We start from the raw sequence: 20,822 nt of genomic DNA, 5'->3' as shown, positions 1-20,822 counted from the left end.
CCGATGAATTGGATCGATAACCTTAAGATTGTCACACTGGCGGCGGGTATCGCATTGGGACTGGCGGCTGAAAGCCATGCTCAACAGGCGGGTCGTCCGCCAATGCGAGAGCACACCGCCACGACGGCTCAGGACCTGAAACTGAACCGTGCAACCCAAACGATTAAGGGGCATCAGGTCCAGGAGACCATTTCGGGCGGACGGCGCAAGATTACGACCAACACAATCCCTGACCACACCGTTGGGCGGTTTCCCAATCGCGGTAACCCGCACAGCATCAGTCGATGCAACAAAACTTACCAACTCACCACCACGCCTCGGGTCGGACGGGCCAAAGATCTGAAACTGGCGGAGTTGTTTGGGGTGGCCGTGAATGGCATTCCGTTTGATCCCGGCGCGGCAGAGTTCTGGCAGGGTAATCCCCGATCCGGGTGGCAATACGAGGCTTTGGGCGGCGCTGTGCCTCTGGGGCTCGACTCGAACTATGCGCATGTTCAGCCGGATGGCACCTATCACTACCATGGAATGCCCATTGGCCTGATGCAGCAACTGGGATGGTCACGACACAAGGCCTCGCCCTTGATTGGCTATGCAGCAGATGGTTTCCCGATCTATGCACTGACGGCCACGAAAGGCGGCAAAGTGGTCAAAATGACCAGCTCATATCGCCTGAAATCTGGAACCCGTCCCGGTGGAAGGCAACCTGGCGGCCACCATGACGGCGCTTTTGTGCAGGATTGGCAGTACGTCAAAGGTGCGGGGAATCTGGACGAATGCAACGGAGCGCAGGTCGTCACCGAAGACTATCCAAACGGCACTTATGCCTATTTCCTGACCGAAGCTTTCCCGGTGATCCCGCGATGCTTGAAGGGTGTTGCAGACAAGAGTTTTGTGAACCGGCCCGCCCGGCGCTGACAGGGTTTTATGCGCGCCAACGGCATGCTAGGAACCAAGGCGCATTCAGTACCGTGGGAGGCAGGGTTTGCAGAACTACATCGTCAGCCTGTCCTCAATCCCGCCCCGGTTTCCTGAGCTGGCGCGATCGCTCGACAGTCTACTGGCGCAATCCGTGCCGCCTGAGCGTGTGATTTTGTATCTCAGCCAAAACTATGCACGGTTTCCCGATTGGGACGGGCAATTGCCAGAGGTCCCAAAAGGCGTTGAGATCCGTATCGTGGATGAAGACTATGGGCCAGCCACTAAGTTGTTGCCCGCGCTTCGGGAATTTGCCGGTCAGGACATCGACATTTTGTTCTGCGATGACGATCAGATTTATCAACCCTATCTTGCGGAAGACTTGCTCAAGGGGCGTGCCGATCATCCAGACGCCTGTATCGCGGCCAGCGGCATGCAAGATTACCCACCGCTTGACCCAAACCAAAGGCGTGTTTTTTCGCATCGCCCGCGCATGAAACATCTCTGGAAAAAGACCAATATCCGGTTTCTATTGCACCTGTTTGGATTGTACCTGTTGGGCAAGGTCACTGGAAAAACCTATCCCGAACCGCTGCGCCGTAAAGTGTTGCGGGCTGGCTATGCGGATGGGTTCGAAGGTTGGATGGGCGTTCTCGTGCGGCCCGGTTTCTTTTCCGAAGAAGTGTTTGATATCCCCGATTTTGCGCGCCCTGTTGATGACGTCTGGCTCTCTGGTCAGGCCACGCGCATGGGGCATCCGCCTTGGGTGGTCGGGGGATTGTTTGAGCGGCCCTTGATGCCGCTCTCCACCGAGAACCATGACAATGAAACGGCCTTGCATCGGTCTGTGTTTGCCGGCGTTCATCGGAGTCAGTCCAACATCGACACGGCGCGTTATTTTCAGAAAACTTTTGGGATATGGGGCTGATATGGCGGGCTATGTCATCACCCTTTCGTCCATTCCGCCTCGGTTTGACCGTCTTGCAAAGACTTTGGACACCCTGTTGCACCAAACGGTTCCAGCAGAGCGCATTATCGTGTTTCTGCCGAAAACCTACCGCAGGTTTCCCGACTGGGATGGCGCGTTGCCCGCTGTGCCAAAGGGTGTGGAAATCATTCAGGCGGAACAGGATTTTGGCCCCGCAACCAAATTGTTGCCCGCCCTGCAATTATTTGATAAAAAACAGGAAATTCTGTTTTGTGATGACGATATGGACTATCCGAATGATTGGGCGGCCGCGTTTTTCAAACAGCGCGCCCGCAAGCCGGATGCCTGCATCACGCTCTGTGCCGGGGTGGTCGAATCCCCGCCGCTGAAACACCGCAAAACTGCACTGCGTCCACGTGCTTGGCGGCTTTGGCGGTCGTTCGACATGGAGCAAAACCTGCGTGTGATGGTCGAGGCATTTGGTCGAGCCTTTCTCGGCTGGCCCCATCGATTTGTCGGACGTCGCAGGTGCCTGTTCGCGGGGTACATGGATAACTTCATGGGCTTTGGTGGCGTGTTGGTGCGCCCCGAATTCTTTGACGCCGACGTCTTTGACATCCCAGAAGAGGCCTGGTCGGTCGATGATATCTGGCTCTCGGGTATCGCGATGAAGAACGGCCATCCTGTTTGGATGATCCCTCGCCGCCGCGAAGTCACGAGCCACGCGCATTTCAAAGAGGCAGCGCTGACAGACATGGAGGGCGGCGGACAAGGCCGTGACGCTGCCAACGCCCGCGCAGTCAAGTACTTGCAGGATCGATACGGGATTTGGTTGTGATTGGACCTAGGTGCAGTTTCCGCAATGTCGGATAGAGCCGCATTCAACGATGTTCTAACAATGTCTGTTTTTGCGCAGTAGGCGCGTCTCTCCATAAGGTCGATCGGCGTTCACAGGAGATTGTTCGGTTACATCCGATCCACCACTTTCTTAGCTGCCAAGGCGGCGGCATGTACCGCTCCCCAGTCTTCCCCGTCTGTGTAAGCTTCCCCGGTAAAATGCAGGCGCTGCCCGACTGAACTACCCAATTGGCGGATGCGCTGCCAGTTTTCGTGATCCTGTACATAGGCACCGCCTATGAAGGGCTCGTTTGTCCAGTCTTGTGTAACGATTTTACGAAAGCGAGGTGTGGCCGCGCCATCAAATACTTCATCGAGTTGCCCGAGAATCTTGCGTGTAGCTGAAGACTTGGACAGCCCTAAATACTGCTTTGCTGCGCGGCCTACGGAAAACACTCCTAAGATGTGACGCTGTGTATTCTGCCCATGGGCCGCATCATAAAAACTGTGTTGCCCAGCGTTTTCGGGTGACACTTTGATATCTGTGTACGCAGGGTAGAAGGAGTCATCGAATTCCAGAAAGGCCTTGAAGCCATCCCAAAACGTTGCCTTATCAATTGCGTCGGTTTTGCGGTTTGGGAGGGGGGGCGTAAAGGATATTTGCCGCTTCTGCAGCATCTTTAGAGGAACTGTGACAACAACTTCGTCTGTGGTGAACTTCTTACCCGATCGGGTTTCTACAATGACGTGTGGACCTGATGTGTCGATTGCTGTCACCGAACTTTGAAATCGAATTCGATCAGCAACCGACGGAAAGATGTATCGTTCGAAAAAGTCGAACCAGGTTGAATTGACAAATTTCCGATCGGTTACTCCGACAAGCGCTGAACGCTTTAGTACCTTTCCATCCCAAAACGCATAACTGTCGCCACGCTTGTACCCTACTGTTGGCACCGCAACCTTCACCGCGCGATTGGCAACGATTTTGTCAAACGTTCGCACAGAGGCGTGAAGCCATTCGGCACCCATCGGCAAAGGAAAGTCAGCAAAGCCTAAATTCCGCTTCATGCGCCCGCCGAAGGTGTTTGAGGCCTCCAGTATTTGAAAATCTATGCCGCGCTGGCGCAAGCGATAGCCCGCTGCCAGTCCAGCGGCCCCCGCTCCTACAACAATAACGCTGCGCGGCTCTTTCGCGAGAATGGCTCTGGGCGCCGCAAGCGTACCAAGGCCAAGCAAGGTGGCCATCGCCAGAAATTCTCTGCGTGTCATGTTTAGCCTTGTTGCCTAGAACTGGGTTTCGTTTGATCGACGGTTTACACTATCGCCAATCGGCAACACTGCAATGTTTGATCTGAAACGCAATGCCAGCGCGCATTTAATAGTGCGGCGATTGACAGAATGGGCTTTCAGCGCACATCCACCGCGTAGCCTTATTCGGCACTGCCTCACCGGGCTATGAGCATACGGCTATAGCAAAAAGCCCCGCCGGATTGGCGGGGCTTTTGATTGTTTACTCCAGTTCGACCAGCAGGTCCTTGGCGTCGATCTGGCCGCCGGGGTGAGCGTGGACCACTTTGACAGTTGCATCTCGCTCGGCGTGGATGCCGGTTTCCATTTTCATGGCCTCAATGGTCAGCAAAAGATCACCCTCTTTGACCTTCTGGCCAGCGGTGACGGCGACGCTGGCTACTACACCCGGCATCGGGGCTCCGATGTGATTGGCGTTGCCAACTTCGGCCTTGGGCCGCGCAGCCGTCGAAGATTTCACCAGACGGTTCGGCACGCGGATCACGCGCGGCTGGCCGTTCAGTTCAAAGAACACCTTCACTTCGCCGTTCTCATCGGTCTCACCAATGGCCTGCAGGCGGATTTCCAGTGTCTTGCCGGGGTCAATCTCGGCCGCGATCTCTTCACCCGGCTCCATGCCGTAAAAGAAGGTGCGTGTTGGCAGTGACCGCACCGGACCGTACAAGCGATGCCGACCCATGTAATCCAAGAACACCTTGGGATACATCAGATAACCGTTCAGGTCTTCGTCATCGACCTTGAACCCATCAAGCTCGGCCGACAATTCCGCCCGTGTCGCTTCAAGGTCTACTGGTTTCAAGTGTTTGCCCGGGCGCTCGGTGTTGGGTTTTTCGCCTTTCAGAACCTTGTTCACGATGCCCTTGGGAAAGCCACCCGGAGGCTGGCCAAGATTGCCGCGCATCATGTCCGCAACCGAATCTGGAAAGGCGACATCGGTATCCTTGTCCTCAACTTGTTCGCGGGTCAGACCCTGGCTCACCATCATCAGCGCCATGTCACCGACGACTTTGGACGAAGGCGTCACTTTGACGATATCGCCGAACATCTGGTTCACATCGGCGTAGGTGCGCGCCACCTCGGGCCACTTCTCTTCCAGCCCAAGGCTACGGGCCTGCGCCTTGAGGTTGGTGAACTGGCCACCGGGCATCTCGTGCAGATAAACCTCGGAGGCCGGCGCGGCGAGACCGCTTTCGAACGCAACATATTGTGCGCGCACGCCTTCCCAGTAATCGCTGACTTCCCGCACCGCCTCGATGTCCAACCCGGTGTCACGATCAGTGTGACGCAGGGCCTCAACCACCGAGCCAAGACAGGCTTGTGACGTGCCGCCTGAGAAGGCATCCATCGCCGCGTCCACGGCGTCGACACCCGCATCGGCAGCCGCAAGGATGGTAGCCCCGGCAATGCCGCTGGTGTCATGGGTGTGGAAGTGGATCGGCAGATCAACCTCGTCTTTCAGCGCCTTTATCAGAATGCGCGCCGAGGCCGGTTTCAACAGGCCTGCCATGTCTTTCAGACCCAACACATGTGCGCCCGCGGCTTCAAGCTCCTTGGCCATGCCGACGTAATACTTCAGGTCGTACTTGGCCCGGTCAGGGTCCAGCAAATCGCCGGTATAACAGATCGTGCCTTCGCAGATCTTGCCGCTTTCGACCACGGCATCCATCGCGACGCGCATGTTTTCAACCCAGTTGAGCGAGTCAAACACGCGGAACACGTCCACGCCGGTCTCTGCCGCCTGACGCACAAACTCCTGCACCACATTGTCGGGATAGTTGGTGTAGCCTACGCCGTTCGAGGCCCGCAGCAGCATCTGCGTCAGCAGGTTCGGCATAGCGGCCTGCAAATCACGTAGTCGCTGCCATGGACATTCCTGCAAGAAGCGATAGGCCACGTCGAACGTCGCACCCCCCCAGCATTCCACGCTGAACAACTGCGGCAGGTTGGCGGCATAGGTTGGCGCCACCTTGATCATGTCGATAGAGCGCATGCGCGTGGCCAGCAGAGACTGGTGCCCGTCGCGCATGGTGGTGTCGGTCAGCAAAAGCTGTGGCTGAGCCTTCATCCAGTCAGCAACGGCCTTGGCCCCCTTGTCTTCCAAGAGATTGCGAGAGCCATAGGCCGGTGTCTCGGCTCGGTTGGCTGGGGCCTTGGGGGCCTTCATGTCAGCAGCAGGCTCGGGGCGATCTGTTGTCTCAGGATGACCGTTCACCGAGATGTCCGCGATGTAAGTCAGCACCTTTGTGCCCCGGTCGCGCCGCTTGGAGAACTGGAACAGATCTGGTGTCTCGTCGATGAACTTGGTCGTGTACTGATTGCGCAGGAAGACCTCGTGCTTCAGCAAGTTCTCAACAAAGGCGATGTTGGTCGATACACCTCGGATGCGGAATTCGCGCAAAGCACGGTCCATCCGCGCAATCGCCTTTTCCGGGGTCTGGGCCCAGGCCGTGACCTTGGTCAGCAAGCTATCGTAGTATCGGGTGATCACCCCGCCCGCATAGGCCGTGCCGCCATCCAGACGAATGCCCATGCCGGTGGCCGAGCGGTAGGCCGTTATGCGGCCATAATCCGGGATAAAGTTGTTCTGGGGATCTTCAGTGGTGATCCGGGTCTGCAGCGCGTGGCCATTCAGACGAATGTCATACTGGCTGGCTTTGCCGGTCGCTTCGGCAATCGATTTGCCTTCGGCAATCAGGATTTGCGCCTGAACGATGTCGATGCCGGTGACTTCCTCGGTGACGGTGTGCTCCACCTGCACCCGCGGGTTCACCTCGATGAAATAAAACTGGCCGGTTTCCATATCCATCAGGAATTCGACCGTGCCCGCACATTCATAGTTCACATGGGCGCAAATCTTGCGGCCCAATTCGCAGATTTCTTCGCGCTGTGCTTCCGAGAGATAGGGGGCAGGGGCGCGTTCCACGACTTTTTGGTTGCGACGCTGGACCGAGCAGTCGCGTTCGTAGAGGTGATAGATGTTGCCCTGCTGGTCGCCGAGGATCTGCACCTCAACATGGCGCGCGCGGGTGATCATCTTTTCCAGATAGCCTTCGCCGTTGCCAAAGGCGGCTTCGGCCTCGCGGCGGCCTTCCAGCACCTTTTCCTCGACCTCATCCTCGCTATTGATCGGGCGCATACCGCGTCCGCCGCCGCCCCAAGAGGCTTTAAGCATCAGGGGATAGCCAACCTCGGCCGCTTCCTTGCGGATGGCGTCCATGTCGTCGCCCAGAACGTCCGTGGCCGGGATGACTGGCACGCCCGCTTCGATCGCAACTTTGCGGGCCGAGGCCTTGTCGCCCAACGCACGCATCGTGGCAGCCTTGGGGCCAATAAAGGTGATACCGTTGGCCGCGCAGGCATCGACAAAATCCGGGTTTTCGGACAAGAGGCCATAGCCCGGGTGGATCGCATCCGCGCCGCTTTCCTTGGCCACGCGAATGATCTCGTCAATGCTCAGATAGGCCGCAACAGGCCCCATACCTTCACCAATGCGATAGGCCTCGTCCGCCTTGAAGCGGTGCAGCCCCAGTTTGTCCTCTTCCGCAAACACTGCGACGGTGCGCTTGCCCATCTCGTTGGCGGCGCGCATCACGCGGATCGCAATCTCACCACGGTTGGCAATCAAAATCTTTTTGAACTCAGGCATGGGCAGGCTCCCCCTGTTGGTGTCTGTCCGGTTTTCGGTGCGCGAACCCTAAGGGCATGCCGCAGCGCAGCGCAATACCAAGGAATACGGATTCTGTTACATTTCTGTAGGATTCTGTTCCGTTTTCGGACCAATACGCAAAAATCGCCCGCACGACATCGTGTAGAGCGACCCGTTGCATGCCGAATCCGTCCGTGGCAAACAGAGGTAACATTTCTCATTTGGAATATGTCTCATGCTGACTCGCCGCACTTTCATGCTTTCGTCCACGGCATTTGCAGTGGCTCTTCCGGCCTATGCCGATGCCACCCTGACACCGGAACAGGCGCTTTCCGGGATAGATGAAGGGTCGCTGATCCTGATCGACGTGCGTCGTCCGGAAGAATGGCAGGAAACCGGCGTGGCCAAGGGCGCCTGGTTGCTGGATATGACTGACAAACAATTTGGACCGCGCCTGATGGCCGTTTTGGAGCGCAATCCCAATCATCAGGTCGCGATCATTTGTCGGACCGGCAATCGTACCAACTACCTCATGAGCGTTCTGGCCGAGAACAAGATCGAAGGCGTTTTGGACGTTTCCGCAGGTATGGCAGGTGGTCCGCGCGGCAACGGCTGGATTCCCTCAGGCCTGCCAACCGTATCGGCGCAAGACGCGTTTGATGCGATGCCCAAGGACCTGACGAAAACCCCATAAGTCGGACAGGTTGTCCGACTTACTTGCCGACCAAAGCCGCGGGCAGGGCGTCAAAGCCCTGCGCCCCGATCTGCCCCATATTGGCCTCCAGGTCTTTGACGAGAAGATCGACGAGGTGGTCCGGCCCGTCCGCACCAAGGGCGGCAAGCGCATAATGAAACCCGCGCCCCATCATCACAAAGTTGGCTCCTAGCGCCAATGCACGCAGGATGTCCAACCCGGTCTCAACACCGCTGTCCATGATCAGCGGCAAGCTTGTCGCGGCCCGGATATCCGGCAACACCTCGATCGGCGCCGGCGAGGCATCAAACTGGCGCCCAGCATGGTTCGACACCCAGAGCGCATCCACCCCGGAAGCCTCAAGTCTTGGCGAATCCTCGGCCCGCATCACACCTTTTACAATGAGTGACCCCTGCCAATGATCCCTCAGCCAGGCCAGATAATCCCAGTCGGGCGACGCCCTCAGCAGATATCCCGCGTGGGCATTTGACGTCAGCCCGGTGAGTTTCTCCGAATAATCATCGATCAGCCGCATTCTTGGCATGCCTTTTCGGGCCATACCCATCGCCCATCGCGGTCGCGCCGCGACCTGTGCCAGCAGGCGAGGGGTCAACCTTGGCGGTGTGGTCAACCCGGATCGCACCTGCCGCTCACGACGGCTGGCCACTGGGATATCTACTGTCAGAACAAGCGTTGAAAACCCGGCGGCTTTGACCCGTTTCAGGATGTCGCTGCGAATACCCTCGTCTCTCGGGGGATAGAGTTGGAACCAAGCGTTGCCATCTATATGCGGCGCAAGGTGTTCAGGCGTTTGGCTGGCCACGGTCGACAAGGTGTAAGGCAGCCGCAACCGGCCTGCTGCTTGCGCCAAAAGGCGTTCAGCGTCCGGCCAGATCAAACCCGACATACCCACCGGCGCAATTCCTAAGGGCAGGGCATAGTCGCGACCTAGAAACCGGGTTGTCAGATCTGGTGTCATCTCCCCGTGCAGGATCGACGGGCGAAATAACACCTTGTTCAACGCAGCTCGATTGCGCGCCAGCGTGCGTTCATCACCGGTGCCACTGTCCAGAAACTCCCACACGAAGTGCGGCAGGCGCCGCCGGGCCTTGGCGCGCAAGTCTGCAAGTGCCGGGTATTGGCTGTGTAAATCCATGCCCTAGTTTTTTGCCGGAACCCGCGGGATGTCCAGCAAAACAAAGCGCAAAGAACATAAAGAGAACTTCCTTTCCGAATTTGGGCGCGCTACATTGCGCCCCATGAGCAATTTTGACGAATTCGACGCCTTTGAAGGGGCCTCCCTTTCTGCCCGCGCTGTGGCAGCGCGACCCGCGCCCTATCTGGACGAGTTGAACCCGGCCCAACGTGAAGCGGTAGAGCGGCTGGATGGTCCCGTTCTGATGCTTGCCGGCGCGGGAACCGGCAAGACCAAGGCGCTGACCGCGCGGATCGTACATCTGTTGAACACGCAGCGCGCCCGCCCCAACGAAATTCTCGCAGTAACCTTTACCAACAAGGCCGCGCGCGAGATGAAAAACCGCGTTGGCAATATGCTGGGCGGGTCCATCGAAGGCGTGCCGTGGCTTGGAACGTTCCACGCGATCTGTGTGAAACTGCTGCGTCGTCACGCTGAATTGGTCGATCTCAAGTCGAATTTCACCATTCTGGACACGGACGATCAGATTCGCCTGCTGAAACAACTCATTCAAGCCAACAATATCGACGACAAACGCTGGCCCGCGCGTCTGTTGGCCAGCCTGATTGACAGTTGGAAGAACAAGGCCTTGACCCCGGACAAATTGCCTTCCGCTGATGCTGCGGCCTTCAACCATCGCGGCGGTGAGCTTTACGAGCAGTATCAGAAACGCTTGATTGAGTTAAACGCCGTCGATTTTGGCGATCTTTTGCTGCACGTCGTCACGATTTTCCAGAACAACTCCGACATCCTTGCCCAGTACCAGCGCTGGTTCCGGTACATCCTTGTCGACGAGTATCAGGATACCAACGTCGCCCAGTATCTCTGGCTGCGGCTCTTGGCGCAGGGGCACAAGAACATCTGCTGCGTTGGGGATGATGATCAGTCGATCTATGGCTGGCGCGGCGCCGAGGTCGGCAACATTTTGAAGTTTGAAAAGGACTTCCCCGGCGCTTTTGTTGTCCGGCTGGAACAGAACTATCGCTCAACCCCCCACATCCTTGCCGCCGCCTCGAACGTCATTCGTGGCAATGAGGACCGTTTGGGCAAGGAGTTGTGGACCGAAGCCCAGGACGGTGAAAAAGTCCGCCTGATCGGCCATTGGGACGGCGAAGAAGAGGCCCGCTGGATCGGTGAAGAGATCGAAGCGATGCAAAAGGGCACCCGGGGCAATGCTCCAATGTCGCTTGATGACATGGCCATCCTCGTGCGCGCCTCCCACCAAATGCGCGCCTTTGAGGATCGCTTCCTGACGATTGGTCTGCCTTACCGCGTGATCGGTGGCCCACGTTTCTATGAACGGCTCGAGATACGCGATGCGATGGCTTATTTCCGCGTCGTGGTCAGCCCGGATGATGACCTGGCTTTTGAGCGCATCGTCAACACGCCGAAACGCGGACTTGGCAATGTCGCGCAGCAGAAAATCCAGACCTGCGCGCGCGAAAATGGCGTGTCGCTGGTCGAAGGCGCGCGCATTCTGCTTGAGGACAAAGGCATCGGTGGCAAAGGCGCGAAAGAGTTACAGCTGTTAGTCGACAACATCGCCCGTTGGCGTACCAAACTCACCGTTCCAATGGTCGAGGTCGGCGCAAACGCCGATGTGATAGAAGACGACGCGCCCCAACTGATGCAAGGCACGCCTGATCTCAGCCATATCGAATTGGCCGAGATCGTCCTCGACGAATCCGGCTACACAAGCATGTGGCAGAACGACAAGACGCCCGAGGCTCCGGGGCGGTTGGAGAACCTCAAGGAACTGGTCAAGGCGCTGGAAAGTTTCGAGAACCTGCAAGGGTTCCTTGAGCACGTCAGCCTGATCATGGACAACGAATCCGAAGAAGGCGAGCAAAAGGTCACCATCATGACCTTGCACGGAGCTAAAGGTCTGGAGTTTCCCGCGGTGTTCTTGCCAGGTTGGGAGGATGGGCTGTTCCCATCGCAACGCTCGATGGACGAAAGCGGCCTCAAGGGCCTCGAAGAAGAACGTCGGCTGGCCTATGTTGGCATCACCCGTGCCGAAGAACTCTGCACCATTTCTTTCGCGGGCAATCGCCGGGTATATGGCCAATGGCAGTCACAAATGCCGTCGCGCTTCATTGACGAATTGCCCGAAGAACACGTCGACGTGCTCACACCGCCCGGTCTCTATGGCGGTGGTTTCGGGGCTGCGGCCAGTGTCGGGCAGGGCGGGATTGATGAGCGTGTGGCCAAGGCCAACACCTATAATTCGCCCGGTTGGAAACGCATGCAATCCCGCGCTGGACAACATGGGTTGTCGCAGCCCAAGGAAAGCCGCACCAGCGTCATTGATCTGGACGCCGTGTCGAGTTTCACCGTCGGGGACCGCGTGTTCCACCAGAAATTCGGATACGGGGTTGTTGAAGCGATCGAGGGCGACAAACTGTCGGTGGCCTTTGACAAGGCGGGCATCAAAAACGTTGTCGCCAGCTTTGTGACCTTGCCGGACGACGTTCCTTTTTAGACTCGCCTCCAGTCTCATCTGATTCTGCGATGCAGCATCGTCGAGTGACGAGTCTGTAAATTCTTCACTATGTGCAAACCGCAACACCGCGCGTCCTGCGTCGGTGCAAAACGCTCATGTTTAGGGACGAGAAACAGAAAACGGCGGCGCTCAGGGAGGAGAGGCGCCGCCGTTCTTGTCGGCAAGACGCACAGGGAGGAGGAGGCGCCTTGCTGTCTGTTGGACGGCTTTTCAGCTGTCCGAATTTTGAGCAGCAACCCCTAGGGAGGAGGACGGAGTTGCTGCTGTTTACAAGACGCATCAGGGAGGAGGAGAGGCGCCTCGATCAGAATTCAAATGCGGCAGCCCCTAGGGAGGAGGACGGAGCTGCCGCTTTTTCACAAGACACCTAGGGAGGAGAGCGGTGCCTTGATCTCTTTGGGTATTTCAACCCGGAAACTCGCGACGATAACTAGGGGGGAGGGCGTTACCGTCGCTATGAACAGAAAACCGAGGGAGGAGGGCTTTCTGAAACTGAATTAGTCTTCGTACACCGCCTGATAGGCCACGCGGCGGAGCATCGAGCGGTGCAGGCCCATGTCGGCCAACATTGCATCAGGAAGCTCGGCAAGTTCGTTGTAAGTCCGGTAGTACAGGCGTGCCTTGCGAAAGCGCTCGGTCAGGGCGGAAACAAAGCCCGCAAAACCTTCGCCAGCTGTGTCGCTTGCATGTGTGTATGTGTTGGCCTGTGCCATCTTGAACCTCAATAAACCGTCTGCCGCACCGTGTGCGTCTGTGTTGTGTCATGGATATAGGGTTATGCTGCAGGTGCACAATAGATCGCTCCGCAATGCTGCTATGCAGCAGGCGAATAGGCGACGTAACGTCAAGCTTGCGCGCCCTATTTTTCAGCAACTGACTGAAAAGACGTGCGTTCAGTGGATTGTGCCTTTGGCTTGCGCGCACTAGATAATGCTCATGGCCGACACCAAGGAGGGCGCCCCATGCCAATCACCGAAGCGCAGATTCACGAAGTCTTGGCGCGATTAGAGTTGCCGGATGGCGGGGACCTTGTATCCCGGGATATGGTGCGGGCACTCAACATTGACGGCGGGCAGGTTCGATTTGTGATTGAAGCCCCAAGTGCCGAGGTGGCCCAGAGGATGGAACCTTTGCGCAAGGCTGCGGAACATGCCGTAGGACAAATCTCGGGTGTCGAGCGGGTCTCGGTGGCCCTGACGGCGCATGGACCTGCGCCTGCAGCCAAGGCACCACCAAGCCTGAAAGTGGGCGGTCATCCCAAGCCGCAACAAGGTCCGATGAAAGTGGCGGGTGTCAAAAGCATCATTGCGATTGCGTCGGGCAAAGGTGGGGTGGGAAAATCCACCGTGTCTTCCAATCTTGCGGTGGCCTTGGCCCGGCAGGGTCGTCGGGTCGGCCTGTTGGATGCAGATATCTATGGCCCGTCCCAACCTCGTATGATGGGAATCAACAAACGCCCCGCATCGCCGGATGGCAAGACGATTATCCCGTTGGAAAATCACGGGGTCACATTGATGTCGATTGGTTTCATGTTGGAAGAAGACAAGGCTGTCGTCTGGCGCGGGCCGATGTTGATGGGCGCTTTGCAGCAGATGCTGGGGCAGGTGCAGTGGGGTGAGTTGGATGTCTTGCTGGTCGACATGCCTCCGGGCACTGGCGACGTGCAACTGACGCTGTGTCAAAAGACCGAAATCACCGGCGCTATCGTCGTTTCGACCCCGCAGGACGTGGCGCTCTTGGACGCGCGCAAGGCGATCGACATGTTCCAGACACTGAACACGCCAGTACTTGGGTTGATCGAAAACATGTCCACCTATGTCTGCCCAAATTGTGGCCACGAGGCGCATCTGTTTGGCCATGGTGGCGTGGCCAGCGAGGCTGAAAAGTTGGGCGCGCCATTGTTAGGGGCGTTGCCGATTGATCTCGATACCCGGCTCGCCGGAGACGGAGGCACACCGATTGCCGCCAAAGAGGGCACTATGGCAGATGCCTATGCGCGGATAGCTGAAGGCATGATCAAGGGCGGGATTGCCTAGTCGCGACGCAAGGGTCCAGTGGCCCCGTTTGGGGCCACCGGTGTACATTGTGTAATGCGCATGACGGGTGTCAATTGATCCCATTGGCGCGCTGGATCGTGCGAATGTAGGCAAGCACCATCTTTACGTCACCTCGGGTTAGCCCTTCGATCGGGGGCATGTCTCCAAATGACCAATGGTGGCTTCGAACACCGTTGGCAACCGCACGCTGAAAGGCTTCGTCAGCGTGATGACCCGGTTCATAAATCTTGTGGATCAAAGGGGGGCCGGCCCCGTCCACTCCCGTGCCGTTTGGCCCGTGGCAGGAGATACAGGCATTCTGGAACACTTTCTCTCCAATAACGGCATTGCCTTGGATGTCTGGCATCTGAATTGACACGATGGCTTTGTTCTCGGGTGCCTGAGCAGCCGGTGTGCCGCCCGTTGGGGCGATTTGCAACACGACATAGGCCGCAATTGCGGCGCAAGCGCCGAGCAGAATTAGTTTTCGGTTCATTTTGTTTCCTAACAGTCAAACAGTGTTGCGGCTGTATTGGGTGAACAGCACGCGTGTTCTCTCTGCGCAGATGCGAAGAGGGAGCGGGTCACGTCTGTTTGTTAGGAGGACGCTCGGGGGTGTCTGGCCGGGCGCGCGGCGAAAGCGGTGGTTCGATACCGCAATTCATCGCTGTGTAGCCGGGCTGCAGGCGGAGACTATCCTCAGGCGCTAGGGCCAGAAGTGAGCACAGCATCAGATCGCAGGACTCGGTCGCTGAGGATTGCCGTTCAGGCACATCATTCCCGCCTGAATGTGACATCGCCCCGACGGAGGCAGGGCTGACAGCATGTGACACGTGTTCGGCACAATGGCTGGTCTTGCAGATATCTGACATGGCGAGGGCATTGCTGGTCAATCCCGATAGCAAGGCCATCAGGACAATCAGGCATGTCAAAACAAGGTGCAATGCGGCTCGCATGAGGCAACTCTATCACACAGTTCTTTTGGGCAGAATAGGCGTAAAGCAGATCAACATGAGGATTGCTGCGGCCTAAATCAAAGCGGGGAGGCTAGCTGCCAATTAGTTCACCTATCAAAACAGTCGGCTGGATGTTGGTGAAATTGGGAACGTCAGCCATGACAGGCCCTGAGGCTTTCATGGCTGCCCCCATAGCCGCCTGATCTTTGAAAACGATTGTTGCGATGACGTGAAAGGGCGGCGGTACGTCTGGCCCGCCTGCCAGGCCTTTGGTCACAACGGTCGAGGCGATGTGATCGCCCATATGCTCTCCAACCAGCGCCATATGGGTTGAGCCATAGTAGTCGAAATCAAAGGTGGTGCCCTCGGCGACCGGGTAAATGACCTGCAATGTGGCTGACATGATGCGTTCCTTTGTTTTGTTCGCACTTCAGGTTAGCGGATGGTCTCGTGATCTCAAAGCCCGGTGTTTTTGGTCTAGGATCGGTTGGTGCTGCGCAGAAAGTCGCTGAGTTCCGTAAACAGGATCTTGCGTTCGTCCTCTGACAGAAACCGTCCGATTTCAACTGTGCGACCGTTGCCCGTCAGGGTCACATAATGCGGCACCGGTCCACCGTTGACGTGAATCTCGGCGCGCGCCCAATAGACGTTACATGACCAGCTTTGAGTCTGACCACGCGCGGGGCGGTGGGTGAGTGTCAACTGATCGCCCAAGAGCTGCAGTTCCTCCAGAATGTCGCCATCTTTGTAAGAACGCTCAAGCCCCCACCAAAGCGCGCCAACCATAACGAGGACAAAGGGAAGGATTCCCCAAAGGACCACGGTCCCCAAAAGCCCCATGAGCGGTAGAGACCCCAGCCCAAAGGCCATCAGGATCATCGCTGCGAATCCGCGCCGTGGCAGCGAGCGATGCGGCCAGAGCGTCAGGATGGTGCGCTCGTCAGGGGTCCAGCGGTGAGGCATCTGTGTGGTTTCCAGTGTTCCGGGGGGTGCTCTGCCCTTTTGGCCCTGCGGGCCCTTCACCCCGGGATATTTGGAGCCAAAAGACGCATTGGCAAAGAAAAAGGCCCCGGATCATCTCCGGGGCCCTTTGTTTGTCTATTGTAGCACGCTTAGTGCGCGGGGCCTTTGTCCCAGTCTTCCTGCTTAGGCAGGATTTCAAAGGTATGCTCCGGCGGTGGGCATGGCAGGGTCCATTCCAGCGTATCGGCATGCTCGTTCCAATAGTTGTTCTCGGTGATGCGGGCACCACGGAACACGGTGTAGATCACAATGCCGAAGAACAGGACGAAAGAGGCAAATGACAAGAATGCGCCCCACGTGCTGATTTTGTTGAAATAGGCAAATGCCTCAGGATAGTCGATGTAGCGACGCGGCATGCCCTGACGACCCAGGAAGTGCTGTGGGAAGAAGGTCACGTTGACGCCGATGAAGAACATCCAAAAGTGCAACTTCGCCGCGAATTCCGGATACTGACGCCCCGACATCTTGCCGAGGTAGAAGTACACACCGGCAAAGATGGTAAAGGCTGCCCCCATCGACATGGTGTAGTGGAAGTGTGCCACCACATAGTACGTATCGTGATAGGCACGGTCGACACCCGCTTGCGACAGTACGATCCCGGTTACACCACCAATGGTGAATAGGATCAGGAAGCCCAAGGAAAACAGCATGGGTGCTTTGAATTCAAGCGAGCCGCCCCACATGGTTGCGATCCAGCTAAAGATCTTAACCCCGGTTGGAACCGCGATGACCATTGTGGCCAGCATAAAGTAGGACTGCTGGGTCAGCGACATGCCGACTGTGTACATGTGGTGCGCCCACACGACAAAGCCCAGAGCACCAATGGCAATCAGCGCCCAGACCATGGGCAGATACCCAAAAACAGGCTTACGCGAGAAAGTCGCAAAGATGTGACTCACAAGGCCAAAGCCCGGAAGAACCACGATGTAAACCTCGGGGTGACCAAAGAACCACAGAATGTGCTGATAGAGGATCGGATCACCGCCGCCAGCAGGGTCAAAGAAGGTCGTACCAAAGTTACGGTCGGTCAGCAGCATGGTGATGGCACCAGCCAGAACCGGCAGAGCCAAAAGGATCAGCCAAGCTGTGATAAAGATCGACCATGCAAACAAAGGCACCTTGAACAGGGTCATGCCGGGGGCACGCATGTTCAGGAAGGTGGTGATCATGTTGATCGCACCAAGGATCGACGAGGCACCAGACACGTGGACTGCGAAGATCGCCAGATCCATCGAATACCCGCCTTCAGTGGTCGAGAGCGGCGGATAAAGCACCCAGCCAACACCCGAACCAAGCTGGTCATTGCCACCTGGGCTGAACAACGAGGCAACGCCAAGGGCGACACCCGCGACGTACATCCAGAACGACAGGTTGTTCATCCGCGGGAACGCCATGTCCGGCGCGCCGATCTGAAGTGGCATGAAATAGTTGCCGAAACCGCCAAACAGCGCTGGAATCACAACAAAGAACATCATCAGCACGCCGTGATAGGTGATGAGAACGTTCCAAAGGTGCCCGTTTGGCGTACATTCTGCCGACGAGGCAAACATACGTGCGCCTTCGAGACACATGTATTGCACGCCGGGCTCCATCAGCTCGAGGCGCATGTAAACGGTGAAAAGGACCGCGATCAGGCCGACGAGGGCCGACACGACGAGATAGAGAATCCCGATGTCCTTGTGGTTGGTCGACATGAACCAGCGGGTGAAAAAGCCGCGCTCGTCTTCATGGTCGTGGCCGTGAATGGCTGCGTCTGCCATGTCTTGCCTCCTGTTGGTGCATTAAAAGGCGCGTGAGATTCTCCCAAGCGCCCTGGTTCATCGTCTTTTCTAGATGTGTCGGGGGTCTGTCGCAATCTCCGTATTTGACGCAGATCAAAAAAAAGTGTCGCACCCAACTTGATTTGGGTCAATTTCGGACGTGTTTGCGGTGAAAATCCCGAATTTGCCTCAAAAACCTTTGCCGTTCCGCAAAGTTCACAGAATGTTCTGTCGCTGTTAGGGTGCCCCGAGTCGCTATGATCGGAGCCGTCCCATGTCCAGCCAAGACCAAAAGTACCAAAACTTCCGGGCACTGCACGCCCGAGATGGCGCCTTTGTCATGCCGAACCCGTGGGATGCGGGGTCAGCAAAGCTGTTGGCGGCGGCGGGATTCGATGCCTTGGCGACGACGAGCGCAGGCTATGCGTTTTCTGTTGGTAAACGTGATGGCGAAGGTGGGTTGTCCCGAACGGAAGTGTTGGAGAATGCACACGCTATCGTGACCGCGGTCGATCTGCCGGTGTCGGCGGACTTGGAAGACGGGTTTGGGGAGCGTCCCGAGGCCTGTGCAGAAACTGTGCGTCAGTCAGCGGGCGTGGGCTTGGTTGGCGGATCGATCGAGGACGCAACCGGGGATGCCACAAATCCAATCTTTGACTTTGATCTTGCGGTCGACCGTGTACGGGCGGCGGCCGAAGCGGCGCGGGGTCTGCCCTTCCTTCTGACCGCCCGAGCCGAGAACTTCCTGCATGGACGTGATGACCTAGGCGACACGATCCGACGCCTTCAGGCGTTTTCCGAGGCCGGTGCAGAGGTGCTCTATGCGCCGGGTCTTCCCAGCCTCGAGGCCATTTCTGAGGTCTGCCGCGAGGTCGACCGCCCCTTGAATGTGGTTATGGGGCTGCGTCCACCGTTCTTTAGCGTCGCGCAGCTCTCAGAGGTTGGTGTCAAGCGCATCAGTGTCGGAGGCTCATTCGCCCGCGCAGCCTTGGGCGGTTTGAACAGGGCGGCCCGTGAGGTCATAGAGACCGGCACCTTTACTTATGCCCATGGCGCGATGCCTGGCTCTGAGATCGCCGCTGTCATGGCGCCGGGAACCAAGGGCGACAGAAGCTAAGGGCAAAAAGAAAACCCCGCGCCGTCGGACGCGGGGTTTCAATCCTAACCGAATGGGTCAGATCAATCTGACGTGGTCTCTTCGGCGGCGGGCTCAGCAGCTGCTTCGCCGGTTTCTTCCATGGCTTCTTCCTCCATGGGGGCAGGACCAACAGACGCCAGATAGGCTGCGATGTGCTCGCCGTTCTTCTTAAGCTTGTAGGTCATTTTCGTCTTGGTGGGGAAACCATTGTCGTCCAGCCAAGCTTTGGCGCTTTTCATGTAGTTGGCAAGCTCTTCTTCGGTCCAGACGATGCCGGCCCCGTTTGCGGCTACCAGTCCGTCGCCGTATTTGAAGTCCTTGGAGCCAGCCACAGCACCAACCACACCATAAAGGTTCGGGCCGGTTTTGGTGCCCTTATAGATCATAGTGCCATCCGGTGCTTCGATGCGGTGGCAGGATTTGCATTTCTTGAATTCTTTTTCGCCTTTGGCGGCGTCGCCTTCCGCAAAAGCGGGCGCGGCCAACGCAATGGCAGCTGCGACTACTGCATAAACGGTTTTCATGAGGTTTGCCTCTCTCAGGTTAATTTCAGCGTCCGGGGCGCAATCTCTGACAAGTTATTCAGAAGCGCAACGCGCAAATCCGCGCGGTTGCGGAACTGTGACGTCTTCGCAAAATTATTACTTTGAAATAGATCAAATAGCAAATTGGCTGGAATAATTGTTGATCAAATCTGATTTTTCCGTAACTTTTACGAGTATGGATAAAATTGACAAGAAAATTACCGATACACTGCAGAGATCCGGGCGAAGTTCCAGCGCGGAACTGGCGCAAATCGTTGGGGTTTCGGTCTCAACTGCCAACGAGCGGGTTCGGCGAATGGCCGCCACTGGAGAGATTCGCGGATGGCACGCACATCTTGATCCAACCGCCGTAGGCGCAGGCTTATGCTGCTTTGTTCTGGTCGATATGGCCTATGACGGAGAGGCCGAGGCTTGTGCCGCTCTGTGCGCGCACGACGAGGTCATGGAGTTGCACCACATCAGTGGTGCGCATTCCTACATCATGAAACTGCGCACCCGAGACACTGCGGCGTTGCAGGCGTTTCTTGCGACCCACGTCAAATCCTTGCCGGCCGTGCAGCGTACCGAAACCCTGATTTCGCTCGAGGCCGTCAAGGAAAGCCCGGTCATACCGGTGGATGGGTTGGACTGATCCCATGCTGTTCGATGTGTTTTTCAAAGGCATCCTGATGGGCTTTGCCGTCGCCGCCCCGGTTGGTCCCATCGGGGTTTTGTGTATTCGCCGTACGCTGAACGATGGGCGCGCGGCAGGGTTGGCAACAGGAATGGGCGCGGCCACGGCGGATGGTCTCTATGGTCTCTTGGTCGCAGTGGGTTTTGCCGCGACCGGTCTGCTGGTCAGCTACGCCACGCCCATGGCGATCGGAGGCGGACTGTTGCTGATGTGGCTTGGTGCCATGTCGGTGCGCGGTTTCCTTAAAGCTCGCGGCAGTGCCGAAGCAGTGCAACCGACCTCGAGCCACCGTACAGTTCTAAAGAGCTGGGCCACGACCTTTGTGCTGACGATGGCCAACCCGCTGACCATCCTGACCTTTGTCGGCATGATTGCTGGCCTTGGCGCCGCCGCCGCCTCATCCCCCATGGCGCCCTACTGGCTTGTGCTCGGTGTTTTCCTCGGCTCGGCGCTGTGGTGGCTGTTCCTCGTGCAACTGGCCCTGATGATCCGCAGCCGCATGACGCCCGCGCTGACCCGGTGGTTTGACCTGGCCTCAGGGCTGGTGATCTTCGTCTGGGGCGGATGGATCGCGTTGGGAGCGTTGGGGTAGGGTCTGGCCTTGGGGCTTAGTCCCCGATGTCTTTTAGTGAACAATAGCGATACGCCTGCTGCTTGAGTTGGGA

Annotated in this window: 19 protein-coding genes; 9 read left to right on the top strand and 10 right to left on the bottom strand. The window is 57.4% G+C overall.

Going from position 1 to position 20,822, the window contains the following annotated elements; all coding sequences use genetic code 11:
* Positions 1-3 precede the first annotated feature (3 nt).
* The 3 genes from Q0932_RS13060 to Q0932_RS13050 all read left to right on the top strand — a co-directional run bounded on the left by Q0932_RS13060 (position 4) and on the right by Q0932_RS13050 (position 2,681).
* Entirely contained in the window at positions 4-915 is a 912-nt protein-coding gene (locus tag Q0932_RS13060; protein ID WP_299353669.1) for a YHYH protein, read from the top strand.
* Positions 916-982: 67 nt separating this feature from the next.
* On the top strand, positions 983-1,843 hold the full coding sequence (locus Q0932_RS13055; RefSeq protein ID WP_299353666.1) for a hypothetical protein: 861 nt from the start codon (positions 983-985) through the stop codon (positions 1,841-1,843).
* 1 nt (position 1,844) lies between these two features.
* Positions 1,845-2,681: a glycosyltransferase family A protein gene (locus Q0932_RS13050; protein ID WP_299353663.1), complete on the top strand. Its 837-nt coding sequence runs from the start codon at positions 1,845-1,847 to the stop codon at positions 2,679-2,681.
* Positions 2,682-2,809: 128 nt separating this feature from the next.
* Here Q0932_RS13050 and Q0932_RS13045 read toward each other — a convergent pair whose 3' ends face one another.
* On the bottom strand, positions 2,810-3,949 hold the full coding sequence (locus Q0932_RS13045; protein WP_299353660.1) for an FAD-dependent oxidoreductase: 1,140 nt from the start codon (positions 3,947-3,949) through the stop codon (positions 2,810-2,812).
* A 241-nt stretch (positions 3,950-4,190) separates the two neighbouring features.
* The gene (locus Q0932_RS13040; protein ID WP_299353657.1) at positions 4,191-7,634 is read right to left on the bottom strand and encodes a pyruvate carboxylase; all 3,444 of its coding nucleotides are present in this window, start codon (positions 7,632-7,634) and stop codon (positions 4,191-4,193) included.
* 235 nt (positions 7,635-7,869) lie between these two features.
* Between Q0932_RS13040 and Q0932_RS13035 the strand changes: the two genes are divergently transcribed.
* Entirely contained in the window at positions 7,870-8,328 is a 459-nt protein-coding gene (locus Q0932_RS13035) for a rhodanese-like domain-containing protein (protein ID WP_299353653.1), read from the top strand.
* 19 nt (positions 8,329-8,347) lie between these two features.
* Here the strand turns inward: Q0932_RS13035 and Q0932_RS13030 are convergent, their stop codons facing one another.
* Positions 8,348-9,484 carry an alpha-hydroxy acid oxidase gene (locus Q0932_RS13030; protein ID WP_299353650.1) on the bottom strand — a complete coding sequence of 379 codons (1,137 nt, stop codon included), beginning with the start codon at positions 9,482-9,484 and terminating at the stop codon, positions 8,348-8,350.
* A 103-nt stretch (positions 9,485-9,587) separates the two neighbouring features.
* Between Q0932_RS13030 and Q0932_RS13025 the strand changes: the two genes are divergently transcribed.
* Positions 9,588-12,005 (top strand): UvrD-helicase domain-containing protein, encoded by a 2,418-nt coding sequence (locus tag Q0932_RS13025; protein WP_299354099.1) that lies wholly within the window; start codon positions 9,588-9,590, stop codon positions 12,003-12,005.
* A gap of 518 nt (positions 12,006-12,523) precedes the next feature.
* On the opposite strand, the gene Q0932_RS13020 is transcribed toward Q0932_RS13025, so the two are convergent.
* Positions 12,524-12,739, bottom strand: coding sequence for a DUF1127 domain-containing protein (locus tag Q0932_RS13020; RefSeq protein WP_299353647.1), 216 nt, complete (start codon positions 12,737-12,739; stop codon positions 12,524-12,526).
* A gap of 249 nt (positions 12,740-12,988) precedes the next feature.
* On the opposite strand from Q0932_RS13020, the gene Q0932_RS13015 reads away from it, so the two are divergent.
* Positions 12,989-14,062, top strand: a complete 1,074-nt coding sequence (locus Q0932_RS13015; RefSeq protein WP_299353644.1) for an Mrp/NBP35 family ATP-binding protein — start codon at positions 12,989-12,991, stop codon at positions 14,060-14,062.
* A 70-nt stretch (positions 14,063-14,132) separates the two neighbouring features.
* On the opposite strand, the gene Q0932_RS13010 is transcribed toward Q0932_RS13015, so the two are convergent.
* The 5 genes from Q0932_RS13010 to Q0932_RS12990 all read right to left on the bottom strand — a co-directional run bounded on the left by Q0932_RS13010 (position 14,133) and on the right by Q0932_RS12990 (position 17,801).
* Positions 14,133-14,558 carry a cytochrome c gene (locus Q0932_RS13010; RefSeq protein ID WP_299353642.1) on the bottom strand — a complete coding sequence of 142 codons (426 nt, stop codon included), beginning with the start codon at positions 14,556-14,558 and terminating at the stop codon, positions 14,133-14,135.
* An 88-nt stretch (positions 14,559-14,646) separates the two neighbouring features.
* Positions 14,647-15,018 (bottom strand): hypothetical protein, encoded by a 372-nt coding sequence (locus Q0932_RS13005; protein ID WP_299353640.1) that lies wholly within the window; start codon positions 15,016-15,018, stop codon positions 14,647-14,649.
* Positions 15,019-15,109: 91 nt separating this feature from the next.
* Positions 15,110-15,421, bottom strand: a complete 312-nt coding sequence (locus Q0932_RS13000) for an EthD family reductase (RefSeq protein WP_299353637.1) — start codon at positions 15,419-15,421, stop codon at positions 15,110-15,112.
* 74 nt (positions 15,422-15,495) lie between these two features.
* Positions 15,496-15,981 (bottom strand): DUF2244 domain-containing protein, encoded by a 486-nt coding sequence (locus tag Q0932_RS12995; RefSeq protein ID WP_299353634.1) that lies wholly within the window; start codon positions 15,979-15,981, stop codon positions 15,496-15,498.
* Positions 15,982-16,130: 149 nt separating this feature from the next.
* Positions 16,131-17,801 (bottom strand): cytochrome c oxidase subunit 1, encoded by a 1,671-nt coding sequence (locus Q0932_RS12990; RefSeq protein WP_299353632.1) that lies wholly within the window; start codon positions 17,799-17,801, stop codon positions 16,131-16,133.
* Between the two features lie 274 nt (positions 17,802-18,075).
* Between Q0932_RS12990 and Q0932_RS12985 the strand changes: the two genes are divergently transcribed.
* A complete protein-coding gene (locus Q0932_RS12985) occupies positions 18,076-18,918 on the top strand; it encodes an isocitrate lyase/phosphoenolpyruvate mutase family protein (protein WP_299353629.1) in 843 nt (280 codons plus the stop codon).
* A gap of 62 nt (positions 18,919-18,980) precedes the next feature.
* Here the strand turns inward: Q0932_RS12985 and Q0932_RS12980 are convergent, their stop codons facing one another.
* Positions 18,981-19,463 carry a cytochrome C gene (locus Q0932_RS12980; protein ID WP_299353626.1) on the bottom strand — a complete coding sequence of 161 codons (483 nt, stop codon included), beginning with the start codon at positions 19,461-19,463 and terminating at the stop codon, positions 18,981-18,983.
* A 196-nt stretch (positions 19,464-19,659) separates the two neighbouring features.
* Here Q0932_RS12980 and Q0932_RS12975 point away from each other — a divergent pair, with 196 nt between their 5' ends.
* The gene (locus tag Q0932_RS12975; RefSeq protein ID WP_299353623.1) at positions 19,660-20,115 is read left to right on the top strand and encodes an Lrp/AsnC family transcriptional regulator; all 456 of its coding nucleotides are present in this window, start codon (positions 19,660-19,662) and stop codon (positions 20,113-20,115) included.
* A 4-nt stretch (positions 20,116-20,119) separates the two neighbouring features.
* The gene (locus tag Q0932_RS12970) at positions 20,120-20,749 is read left to right on the top strand and encodes a LysE family transporter (RefSeq protein ID WP_299353620.1); all 630 of its coding nucleotides are present in this window, start codon (positions 20,120-20,122) and stop codon (positions 20,747-20,749) included.
* Positions 20,750-20,822: the final 73 nt, after the last annotated feature.

Source organism: uncultured Shimia sp., from assembly GCF_947498095.1.
In the GTDB taxonomy this organism is placed as follows: Bacteria; Pseudomonadota; Alphaproteobacteria; order Rhodobacterales; family Rhodobacteraceae; genus Shimia.
This window is presented reverse-complemented; position numbering and strand designations above follow the sequence as displayed.

Excerpts from the sequence above, each read along its gene's own strand:
- Q0932_RS13015 (WP_299353644.1), top strand. The coding sequence starts at position 12,989 with ATGCCAATCACCGAAGCGCAGATTCACGAAGTCTTGGCGCGATTAGAG.
- Q0932_RS13010 (WP_299353642.1), bottom strand. The coding sequence starts at position 14,558 with ATGAACCGAAAACTAATTCTGCTCGGCGCTTGCGCCGCAATTGCGGCC.
- Q0932_RS13000 (WP_299353637.1), bottom strand. The coding sequence starts at position 15,421 with ATGTCAGCCACATTGCAGGTCATTTACCCGGTCGCCGAGGGCACCACC.
- Q0932_RS13025 (WP_299354099.1), top strand. The coding sequence starts at position 9,588 with ATGAGCAATTTTGACGAATTCGACGCCTTTGAAGGGGCCTCCCTTTCT.
- Q0932_RS13030 (WP_299353650.1), bottom strand. The coding sequence starts at position 9,484 with ATGGATTTACACAGCCAATACCCGGCACTTGCAGACTTGCGCGCCAAG.
- Q0932_RS13060 (WP_299353669.1), top strand. The coding sequence starts at position 4 with ATGAATTGGATCGATAACCTTAAGATTGTCACACTGGCGGCGGGTATC.
- Q0932_RS13035 (WP_299353653.1), top strand. The coding sequence starts at position 7,870 with ATGCTGACTCGCCGCACTTTCATGCTTTCGTCCACGGCATTTGCAGTG.
- Q0932_RS12980 (WP_299353626.1), bottom strand. The coding sequence starts at position 19,463 with ATGAAAACCGTTTATGCAGTAGTCGCAGCTGCCATTGCGTTGGCCGCG.
- Q0932_RS12995 (WP_299353634.1), bottom strand. The coding sequence starts at position 15,981 with ATGCCTCACCGCTGGACCCCTGACGAGCGCACCATCCTGACGCTCTGG.
- Q0932_RS12975 (WP_299353623.1), top strand. The coding sequence starts at position 19,660 with ATGGATAAAATTGACAAGAAAATTACCGATACACTGCAGAGATCCGGG.
- Q0932_RS12985 (WP_299353629.1), top strand. The coding sequence starts at position 18,076 with ATGTCCAGCCAAGACCAAAAGTACCAAAACTTCCGGGCACTGCACGCC.
- Q0932_RS13040 (WP_299353657.1), bottom strand. The coding sequence starts at position 7,634 with ATGCCTGAGTTCAAAAAGATTTTGATTGCCAACCGTGGTGAGATTGCG.
- Q0932_RS12970 (WP_299353620.1), top strand. The coding sequence starts at position 20,120 with ATGCTGTTCGATGTGTTTTTCAAAGGCATCCTGATGGGCTTTGCCGTC.
- Q0932_RS12990 (WP_299353632.1), bottom strand. The coding sequence starts at position 17,801 with ATGGCAGACGCAGCCATTCACGGCCACGACCATGAAGACGAGCGCGGC.
- Q0932_RS13020 (WP_299353647.1), bottom strand. The coding sequence starts at position 12,739 with ATGGCACAGGCCAACACATACACACATGCAAGCGACACAGCTGGCGAA.
- Q0932_RS13050 (WP_299353663.1), top strand. The coding sequence starts at position 1,845 with ATGGCGGGCTATGTCATCACCCTTTCGTCCATTCCGCCTCGGTTTGAC.
- Q0932_RS13005 (WP_299353640.1), bottom strand. The coding sequence starts at position 15,018 with ATGCGAGCCGCATTGCACCTTGTTTTGACATGCCTGATTGTCCTGATG.
- Q0932_RS13045 (WP_299353660.1), bottom strand. The coding sequence starts at position 3,949 with ATGACACGCAGAGAATTTCTGGCGATGGCCACCTTGCTTGGCCTTGGT.